This is a genomic window from Niallia nealsonii (assembly GCF_002835805.1).
Lineage (GTDB): Bacteria > Bacillota > Bacilli > Bacillales > Cytobacillaceae > Niallia > Niallia nealsonii.
The window spans coordinates 79,834-88,916 of the sequence record NZ_PISE01000025.1 but is presented as its reverse complement, the minus strand read 5'-3'; the positions used below and the strand labels follow the sequence as shown (position 1 = coordinate 88,916).

The 9,083-nt window shown below is 33.9% G+C and carries 11 protein-coding genes; 5 read left to right on the top strand and 6 right to left on the bottom strand.

Annotated elements, in window-relative coordinates; genetic code table 11:
• A partial coding sequence (locus CWS01_RS12450; protein ID WP_235852047.1) for a CAP domain-containing protein occupies window positions 1–479 on the top strand: 479 nt, incomplete at its 5' end.
• A gap of 287 nt (window positions 480–766) precedes the next feature.
• Window positions 767–1,270, top strand: a complete 504-nt coding sequence (locus CWS01_RS12445; protein ID WP_101177521.1) for a GNAT family N-acetyltransferase — start codon at window positions 767–769, stop codon at window positions 1,268–1,270.
• Between the two features lie 104 nt (window positions 1,271–1,374).
• Here CWS01_RS12445 and CWS01_RS12440 read toward each other — a convergent pair whose 3' ends face one another.
• From CWS01_RS12440 to CWS01_RS12420, 5 genes are all read right to left on the bottom strand, one after another.
• Entirely contained in the window at window positions 1,375–1,797 is a 423-nt protein-coding gene (locus tag CWS01_RS12440; RefSeq protein WP_157827643.1) for an Hsp20/alpha crystallin family protein, read from the bottom strand.
• 29 nt (window positions 1,798–1,826) lie between these two features.
• Window positions 1,827–2,309: an Hsp20/alpha crystallin family protein gene (locus CWS01_RS12435; RefSeq protein ID WP_101177519.1), complete on the bottom strand. Its 483-nt coding sequence runs from the start codon at window positions 2,307–2,309 to the stop codon at window positions 1,827–1,829.
• Window positions 2,310–2,782: 473 nt separating this feature from the next.
• The gene (locus tag CWS01_RS12430) at window positions 2,783–4,141 is read right to left on the bottom strand and encodes an MATE family efflux transporter (RefSeq protein ID WP_101177518.1); all 1,359 of its coding nucleotides are present in this window, start codon (window positions 4,139–4,141) and stop codon (window positions 2,783–2,785) included.
• A gap of 295 nt (window positions 4,142–4,436) precedes the next feature.
• Window positions 4,437–4,997: a GNAT family N-acetyltransferase gene (locus tag CWS01_RS12425; protein WP_101177517.1), complete on the bottom strand. Its 561-nt coding sequence runs from the start codon at window positions 4,995–4,997 to the stop codon at window positions 4,437–4,439.
• Between the two features lie 315 nt (window positions 4,998–5,312).
• Window positions 5,313–5,912, bottom strand: a complete 600-nt coding sequence (locus tag CWS01_RS12420) for a DedA family protein (RefSeq protein WP_101177516.1) — start codon at window positions 5,910–5,912, stop codon at window positions 5,313–5,315.
• A 197-nt stretch (window positions 5,913–6,109) separates the two neighbouring features.
• Here CWS01_RS12420 and CWS01_RS12415 point away from each other — a divergent pair, with 197 nt between their 5' ends.
• Window positions 6,110–6,433 carry a DUF4870 domain-containing protein gene (locus CWS01_RS12415; RefSeq protein ID WP_101177515.1) on the top strand — a complete coding sequence of 108 codons (324 nt, stop codon included), beginning with the start codon at window positions 6,110–6,112 and terminating at the stop codon, window positions 6,431–6,433.
• A gap of 265 nt (window positions 6,434–6,698) precedes the next feature.
• Window positions 6,699–7,571, top strand: a complete 873-nt coding sequence (locus CWS01_RS12410) for a patatin-like phospholipase family protein (protein ID WP_235852046.1) — start codon at window positions 6,699–6,701, stop codon at window positions 7,569–7,571.
• 47 nt (window positions 7,572–7,618) lie between these two features.
• On the opposite strand, the gene CWS01_RS12405 is transcribed toward CWS01_RS12410, so the two are convergent.
• Window positions 7,619–8,182 (bottom strand): YdcF family protein, encoded by a 564-nt coding sequence (locus CWS01_RS12405; RefSeq protein ID WP_157827642.1) that lies wholly within the window; start codon window positions 8,180–8,182, stop codon window positions 7,619–7,621.
• 106 nt (window positions 8,183–8,288) lie between these two features.
• Here CWS01_RS12405 and CWS01_RS12400 point away from each other — a divergent pair, with 106 nt between their 5' ends.
• A complete protein-coding gene (locus CWS01_RS12400) occupies window positions 8,289–9,074 on the top strand; it encodes a hypothetical protein (RefSeq protein ID WP_101177513.1) in 786 nt (261 codons plus the stop codon).
• Window positions 9,075–9,083 lie beyond the last annotated feature (9 nt).

Here is a 9,083-nt window from a genome sequence, read left to right as displayed (position 1 = left end):
AAAAGCCAGCAACGCAAAAACCGGCAACAACAAATACAACAACACAAAAACCAGCAACAACAACTCCAGCTACTAACACATCTACACAAGCAACATCAACTGTAAGTGCATTTGAAAAGCAAGTAGTAGAGTTAACAAATAAAGAGAGAGCAAAAAATGGCTTATCTGCATTAACATTAGATACAGAATTAAGCAAAGTAGCTCGTGCGAAATCACAAGATATGAGCAAAAATAATTATTTCGACCATAATAGCCCAACTTATGGAAGCCCATTTGATATGATGAAACAATTCGGCATTTCTTATAAAGCAGCAGGCGAAAATATCGCAAAAGGCCAAACTACTCCAGAAGAAGTGGTAAAAGCATGGATGAATAGTGAAGGTCACCGTGCCAATATCTTAAGCAGCAAATTTACGCATATTGGAGTAGGATATGTAGAAAACGGCAACTATTGGACACAACAATTTATTGGCAAATAAGAAACTAGCAGCAATTTAAAAACCTAAAAGGCACCATTGCCTTTTAGGTTTTTTTATATCTCTCCTTATAGAGTATGTAAAAATGCCTGTATTATCCCACATGAACGGCCATTAGGAACATTACTGATAGAAATTTTTGTGGTTTTGACTAAAATAGACAAAAAAGTGGTTTTTCCTACAAGAAATTTATATAATATATTTTCCTGCATGATTAATAGTAAAAAAATGAAATACTTTAATCATGTAAGGGGAAAATAGCATAAATATGATTTTTAGGAGAATTAAGCGTGAAAATAAGACAAGGAACGATAGAAGATTTACCGATGATTATGGGGTTTGTGCAAAAATCAGTTACTCTAATGAATCAAGAAGGAAATGATCAATGGTCCTCCAAATATCCAAAAGAGGATGATTTTAAAAAGGATATAGAAAATCAAACATTGTTTGTAGCAGAATTGGATGGAATTCCTATTGGCTCTATCACAATTGATCAAATTGGCGGGAAAAATTATCATCAAATTGATTGGACATATAAAGATAGAGACTTTTTTATCATACATCGTTTAGTGGTGAACCCAGAAATTAGAGGTGGTGGAATTGCCAGTGAGCTACTGGCATTTGCTGAAGTTTATGCAATTGAGCAGAATGTTTTTTATATAAAAACAGATACGTATGCTTTAAATGATAAAGCCCAAAATTTATTTGTAAAAAGTGGATATAATAAAGTTGGGATTTTTCATTTTGAAGGAAAAGAAAATCCCTTTTATTGTTACGATAAGTCTTTTTTGTAAGTAATTAAAGGGAAAAAGCGTTTTTACTAAGAAAAAAAATTAAATCAGCTAATAAATAAAGAAGGAAGCCTCTAAAAAATGCATGGACAAATAGGCTCCTTCTTTTAATTTTGCCGAAAATATATGGTGTAGATGCCTTTTTTATAAGAAGATTGCAAATTATGTTCTTCTACTCTAGTTGGTAGGGAAATTTGTTTGGTAAACTGTAGGTTTTGTCTTTCTTTTAGATAATAAGCACAGTTTTCTTGCAAAGATCGATAATAGCCTTTAACTTCTAGTATATTATTATCCAATAAGCTTACTTGAATTTGGTTGCTATCCATCCCAGGAATTTCCATATCGATATAAAAGTAGTTGTCTTTTTGATATATATCACATGCAGGAAATGTGTTGCTGTTTTTGATGGAAGGAGAGTTTGTGATAGTTAATGGAGTAGAAGATTGATATTGGAATAAGTTTTGCCAATATTCTTCTTTTTGATGGTGTTCAGCAAATTGGTAAATATTCTTTAAATTGTCAAAATTCATAAGAATAGCCTCCATATTTTAATAACTGATTAGTTTATTTCGGTTACATCAATTTCAGAGTAACTCATTTCATTGCTTTTTTGAATTTTAATTTCTAATATATTGTCTTTAAAGGTGGCGGTCGACCCTTTTTTTCTAACGACTGAAGGTAATGTAATGATATGTTTATCTGGTTCTGTGGGAATATGCTGAATAATTACTTGGTTAGAAGTATAATAAATTTTAATATTTTTCAGCCAAGCTTCATCAGCGATTGGAATCCGGACAAAACAATGATGATGGGTTTCAAATACAACATAATTAAACAGTTTATTCGTTGCTTGATTAGTAGGAGTGCTATTATTTGCAGAAGTTATATTTTTAAACATATCTTGAGGATTCATTTTCTGCAAAGAGTCGGGCATCATTTTATCCATCATTTCTTGTACATAGTTTTGTATATCAGCAGGCTTCATTCCGTTCATCTTCGATTTTGCATCTTTATTAAAAGGGAATAAATTCCAAGGGAACATATGAAATTCATCCTTTCTTTGCTTAAGAAGTAACCCACTTTACAGGTCTTTTTATCTTATGCACAAATGCCCAATTGGTGTTTTCCTTTTTATTACTATTTTAAGCTTTTTCCCTATCTCAGAGGATAGGTTAGGGAAAATCTAAGTGGGGTGAATAATAAAGGTAAGGTTCTGTTAAATTTGGCTGTTGATTGCGGCGAAAGGGCATTCACTTTCCCCGGGAGTCTCACAGAATACAAAAATCAACAATAGCTTTATCACACATTAACGGGCTTTTGACCCCCACCTAAGGGATGGTAAGAGAAAACGAGAAATCTAGGTGGGGGATAACTGCGCATAAAAGCCTGATTGGTTCAACTAACAACCCGTGGGGAATGAAGAAAACCCCCACTGGTTGAAGTTTCACTTTATCAGAGCTACAGATAAATAAAAAAGTGGTTTGTCTTTAACAACAATCCACTTTCTTACTACTATTAAATTGGCTTTAAGACGAATTGATTTCTTTGAATAAAATACAATCTCGTTGTAAGAAAAATTGCTCCTGTGCCAAGTCCCGCGATCAAGCCTATCCAATAGCCGAATGGTCCAAAAGAAGAATAGTTTGCGAATAAATAGCCAAGGGGCAATCCAATGACCCAATAAGATATTAAACACATAATTAATGTAATATTTACATCCTTATATCCTCTTAAAGCACCCTGGATTGGCGCTTGAACAGCATCAGAAAGCTGAAAGAAAATAGCATATATAAGAAATTGGGAAGTAAGCTCCAGCACCTTTTGGTCATTTGTATAAATGCCTGCAATATCTGTTCGAAATGCAAGGAGGATGATGCCGCTGATAAAGGCAATGGCTACTGCCAAACTAACCCCTATCCAACTGTATATTTTTGCATCTTTTAGGCGGTTTGCGCCAACCTCAAAACCAACTAGGATCGTTAATGCACTTGAAATGCTAAGTGGTACCATATATAACAAGGAAGCAAAATTAATGGCTGATTGATGTGCAGCAATAGTATGTGTATCATAGTTGCTCATTAAAATGGTAACAGCACTAAAAATGCTTGTTTCAAAAAAGATGGAAAAACCAATTGGAATGCCAATTGTTAGTATCTCCTTCCATTTTGTCCAAGAAAGGTGGTGAAATAGGCTGAACAATTTAAAGGAAGCAAAAGGTTCATTATGGTGGACTATATAAAGGGCCATAATAAGCATCATCCAATAAGTGATGCTTGTTGCAAATCCTGTGCCAACGCCGCCAAGTTCAGGGAAAATCCATATGCCATTAATAAACAAATAATTTAAACCAATATTAATAGGCAAAGATACTAATGTAATAAACATCGTCACTTGTGTTTGTCCGAGTGCATCAATAAAGGAGCGCAAAACGAAATATAAAAAAATTGGAATGATACCAATGCTTAAGGCATATAAGTAACGAGTTGCAATGCTTTGCACCTCTTTTTCAAGGCCCATTGATGCTAAAATAGGATCTAAAGCAAAGTAGCCAATTACAATAAGAAGCAAAGCCATTATAATGGCTAAATAACCAGCCTGGATAATAGAAAAGCTGATTTTATTATGCTCTTTTTTCCCCATCAACTGGGATACAATAGGAGGGATCGCCAGTAAAACTCCGCTTAAACCAGTATAAATTGGAGTCCATAAAGAACTTCCCACAGCTACTCCTGCAAGATCCACAGGATCATAATGCCCTGACATAGTGGTATCAAAAAAAGTTAACCCAAACATGCCAACTTGAGTAACGAAAATGGGAAGTAAAATAAAAAATAATTGTTTTAGTTTCTGTGCTGTTGTATAGGTTTGATTCATATAGTATGCTCTCTTTCATATCAGTAACGCTAAGTATTATACCATACTAAAGAAGGAAATTGAGACCTAAGTATTTTGATAGACGAAAAAAAACTGTATATTTTTATACAGCTTTCAGAGTGTAGACAAAGTCAAACATCACATTTTTATACAGCTCTTTATATTGCAGAAAGCAAGCCAAGATTCTCCTAGTAGATGAATGAGACAGATGGGGAGAATCTTGCCCGTGTAAAAGCCTGATTGGTTCAACTAATTATCAGTGGGGGAGAAAACTCCTGCTGATTGAAGTTTCACTTTATGCTTCCAAACGATCATCCTGATTTTCTTCTATTGCAGAACTCCGCAAAGAATGAAGTGTATATAAATCTTTTGGAATTTCATATAAAAAATAATTGTTTCCATTGTTATTTAATTTTTCTAATAAAGTTTTTCTTGTGTCATTAGCGGAAACAACATATGGGAGTTTTTCGGCAGCTTTTTGGGAGCGAGTATTTTTGCTGTTAATTTTCATAATAACTGATTCTATATTCAGCTCATAAAACAGTTCAGAAAAAAACTGTTCTTTTGCGGGTCTATTATATCCTAGACCATGGTATGGTTTGCCTAACCATGTACCAAGAAATCCAGTATTGTCGCTGATATCAAATAAATTAATCGTTCCAATTGGATTTTGCCATTCATCTAAAATAGTCCGGGAAATCAACTCGCCCTGATCTTCTGCTTCCATGGTTTGTTTGGTTAAAAATAAGTATTCCTCATAAGAATAGGCTTTTTGGCGAACAAATGGAAAAACATCTGGGTGGCTCATCAGTTCAAATAGTACATGGCATTCTTCAAGATCTCTTTTTCTGAGCATAAAAAAATCCCTCCGATTCTACTATGAGGGCAGATTTTCTCTAAAGACAAAAAAGCAAACCCACCCTCGAAATTTTTTATAGCTTTCTAAAAAATTTCGGGGTGGGAATCGAACCCACTAGAACCAATACGGTGGCGCACCATTTGCCTTCCCATTATTTTATTCCCTTAAAAAGACAGGCTTAACCCTTTAAAAGTAAAGATAACATTTATGTGCCTGTCAGGTATTTTTTATTATGCTGTAATAATAAATTCGTTAACTTTATTTTACAAAAAAATACTGGAAATGAAAATAGGAAAAATATAAATTTTATGTTTACTTAATGTTAATTTTTTTCTTGCGAAATTGAAATAGAAAATAAATAAGGATAGCAACAACTGCGATACTAATAATCGGAGTTAAATAAGGTTTTGCGTATATCTCAATATTTTCCCAACTACTGCCGAGTTTCATGCCAAGCAATAGAAAAAGCACTGTCCATGGAATAATGGCAGCAGTTGTATATAGAATAAATTGGCCAATAGGCATTCTGGCAATTCCTGCAGGAATACTAATTGCATGTCGTACAACCGGGATAAACCTGGCCAAAAAAATCATGCCTGTCCCATGTTTTAAAAACCATGATTCTGCAGCATCTACATGAGATTTTTTAATTAATAGGTACTTCCCATACCGATCAATAAAAGGTCTGCCCCCGTAATAGCCGATCCAATAAATAAACAGCTGGGCAATGGTGCCGCCGATTACTCCAGCAATCAGTGCCCCGATGAAATTAACTTCGCCAAGGTGGATAAGATAGCCGCCATAACTTAGCACAATTTCACTAGGAATAACTTCAATCATCAGTCCAAGTGCAATCCCTAAATACCCTAAAGAGGATAAAAAGTCAAAAATAGTAGAAACAAATTCACTCAAAATAATCTCTCCCATATATTTTTCGAAAACATCTATGTATATCATGTAAAAGATGTTAATAATAGTATACATGACCAATCTTAAAAGGAAAAATTTATTCAAGTAATCAATCAAAATAATTGAAACATTTTCTTCCAATAACCGTATATACTAATGCAAACATGCAATAATATATTATAAATCACGGAGGATTTTATATGAATATAAGGAATGAAGATAAACTATTTGCACTAGCTATCTATGCTTCTAGTTTTTTTACAACATTTGTTGGCCCACTAATTATTTGGCTGATTAAAAGGGATTCTGAATTTGTCAATTACCATGGCAAGGAGTATTTTAACTTTTTAATATCGTATACCATTTATCTTGTGATAAGCGGTATTTTAACGCTTATTTTTATTGGGTTTATACTATGTGCGATTGTCAGTTTATTGATGTTTATTTTTACGATCATCGCTTGTATAAAAGCATATGACGGAAAAGAATACCGTATTCCAATGGTTATCCGTTTTATTCGGTAATAATTGGATTATTTTCATTATTCTTTGTGCGGCAAGCATAAAGGTGGAATCATTTATCTCTGTTTAACGGGTTTTTGTCCCCGCCTAAGGAATGATAAGAGAAAACGAGAAATCTAGGTGAGGAGAAAATTGCTGAGTAAAAGCCTGATTGTTAGTTGAACTTTATAAAAAAATCCTTTTTTGCTGTGAAGTTTTTTGCAAAAAGAGGATTTTTTTTAATAGAAGAGATAATATGCTATAATTTCCTGTTAGAAGTTATCGATTAATGGAAGGAAAGAATAGAGAGATGATGGAGAAAATTGGACTCGTATTAGAAGGTGGGGGAATGCGTGCTGTTTATACAGCAGGGGCATTAGAATATTTTTTGGAACATGATATCCATTTTCCATATGTAATTGGTGTATCGGCAGGAGCAAGTTATGCTGCATCCTATCTATCGAAACAAATTGGCAGAAATAAAAAGGTAAGTTTAGATTATGTGAAAGATCCACGCTATATGTCATGGAGCAACTTTCGTCAGAATCGCCAGTTTTTTGGCATGGATTTTATTTATGATGAAATTCCTTCCAAAATAGTGCCATTTGATTATGAAACCTTTTATGCAAATTCTGCGCAATTAAAAATAGGAACAACAGATGTTTATACAGGAGAAAGCATCTTTTATGGCAAGGAAGACTACAAAGAAGAGTTATTAAAAGTATTGCGTGCATCAAGTTCTTTGCCTTTTTTAGCTCCTCCTGTAGAGTTTAAAGATAGATTGTTATTAGATGGGGGCATTTCAGCGAGCGTTCCCATTGATGTTGCTACACAGGATGGATACAAAAAAAATGTTGTCATCTTAACGCGAAACAAAGGATACAGAAAGTCGAAATCTCGTTTTCACTATTTTGTAGAGAAAAAATATCCCCAGTATAAAGGGTTGCAAAAAAGGATGAAGGAAAGATTTGTTTATTATAATAAAACGATGGATTATCTGGACCGAGAAGAAGCAAACGGCAATATTATCCTTATTAGACCGTTAGAGAAGCTTGCCGTTGGAAGAATGGAAAGAAATCCACAAAAGCTTTCTGCACTTTATGTGCAAGGATATGAGGATGCAAAAAAAGCGATGCCTGCTATTAAACAATTTCAGTTCTAAGGAAAAAAACATGTAGAATCAGGCTGTGTCCGATTCTACATGTTTTTTTAATAGCCTTTTAGTTTCATTTTCCCGATTGCGGCATATTCTCTTATATACAAGGGGAGCTTTGCCCATAAAGGAGTTTTTGCAGCGAGTGGATATGCTTGAATCCCTTCTTTTTTGGCAATAGTGATGGCACGGAATAGATGGAAATCATTGCTGACAATAACAGCTTCTTCTATAGAAAAAAGCTTTTTTGCCAATTGAATATTTTCATAAGTAGAGGTAGATTTGTCTTCTAGTAAAATATGATTTTCTGGTACTCCTTTTTCTAGAAAATAGTTTTGCAGCGCTTCTGCCTCAGTGGTTGTTTCTCCGCTTCCTTGGCCTCCTGTTACGACAATTTGACTTTTTTGATTTTTTTCCCAATAAGCAAATGCTGTTTCTGCCCGGTATTGTAATGGTTTTGACAATTTCTGCTCATTTACTTTTGCTCCTAACACAATAATATAAGGAATATTGTCAGGTGGAGTTATAGCAGCAGTTTTTTTTATTTGTATGTAATAAAATGCAAGGATGCCAAAACAGGCAACGGCTAGGATAATCAGCAGATAAAAAAGTTTTTTCAAAAAAGATTCCTCCTTTTTATTCATAGAATGCTATGCCGTTTAATAGAATAAAATAAACAAGCTTTTGATAGTAACTGTTGATTTTTTTGTTAAGGAGATTAATAGAATGGACATTCAAAAATATTACAGGCAAACGGCTTTTGCTTCCTTAAATGCTAGTGTGATAAGCTGTATCCCAATTTTCTTTTTAGCTTCCTTTTTTGTTGCCATGCATCTAAGCACAAAATATTTTTTATATATGCTTCCATTTGCTATATACAGCATGACCTCTTATGTTTTGTATCGGTTGGATAAAAGGCGTTCTATTGAGGCGCTTTTGGAAAACTCAAAGGACAAAGAAACCTCTCTTTTGGAAAAAAAGACGGTTGTGTTATCCTTTCTTCCAGCTCCTTCTTTAAGAATGCTTATTTTTGATTGCGATGGTGTAGCAGTTGGCGAAATTAGAGACGAGAAGTTCCATCTTGTACGCTGGTACCTTCCTTATTTTTTGGATAAGCTGTATGTAAAAAATTATGGTTTTTATAATAGCAGCGGCATGCTTCAATATCTTTTTACGATAAAAGGAAAAACAATTGAAATTAGAAACAAAGAGGGCAAAAAAATCAGTAAAATCATCGAACAAAAAATGGATAAGCCTTCTAAATCTGTATTTACATATGGAGAAAACACCATTATTATGAATAAGAGCTTGGCATTTACCGATTATCGTTTTTTAAAGGCGAATGGTTTGCCTCTTGCAATATTGCAAAAAGGATTATTGCCAAAGGAATGGAACAAAAGATTTTTAAAGCCCAATATACCGTTGCTGTCCATTAATCATGGACTCTCTAATAAAGAAATTATTCACCTTTATGCACTGCTTACAAAAATTTATGCCTATAAAGATCATTAGCAGTATATT

Coding starts and splice junctions, on each gene's coding strand:
- CWS01_RS12425 (WP_101177517.1), bottom strand. CDS start 4,997: ATGCTCAGAAAAAGAGATCTTGAAGAATGCCATGTACTATTTGAACTG.
- CWS01_RS12410 (WP_235852046.1), top strand. CDS start 6,699: ATGGAAGGAAAGAATAGAGAGATGATGGAGAAAATTGGACTCGTATTA.
- CWS01_RS12435 (WP_101177519.1), bottom strand. CDS start 2,309: ATGTTCCCTTGGAATTTATTCCCTTTTAATAAAGATGCAAAATCGAAG.
- CWS01_RS12440 (WP_157827643.1), bottom strand. CDS start 1,797: ATGAATTTTGACAATTTAAAGAATATTTACCAATTTGCTGAACACCAT.
- CWS01_RS12430 (WP_101177518.1), bottom strand. CDS start 4,141: ATGAATCAAACCTATACAACAGCACAGAAACTAAAACAATTATTTTTT.
- CWS01_RS12400 (WP_101177513.1), top strand. CDS start 8,289: ATGGACATTCAAAAATATTACAGGCAAACGGCTTTTGCTTCCTTAAAT.
- CWS01_RS12415 (WP_101177515.1), top strand. CDS start 6,110: ATGAATATAAGGAATGAAGATAAACTATTTGCACTAGCTATCTATGCT.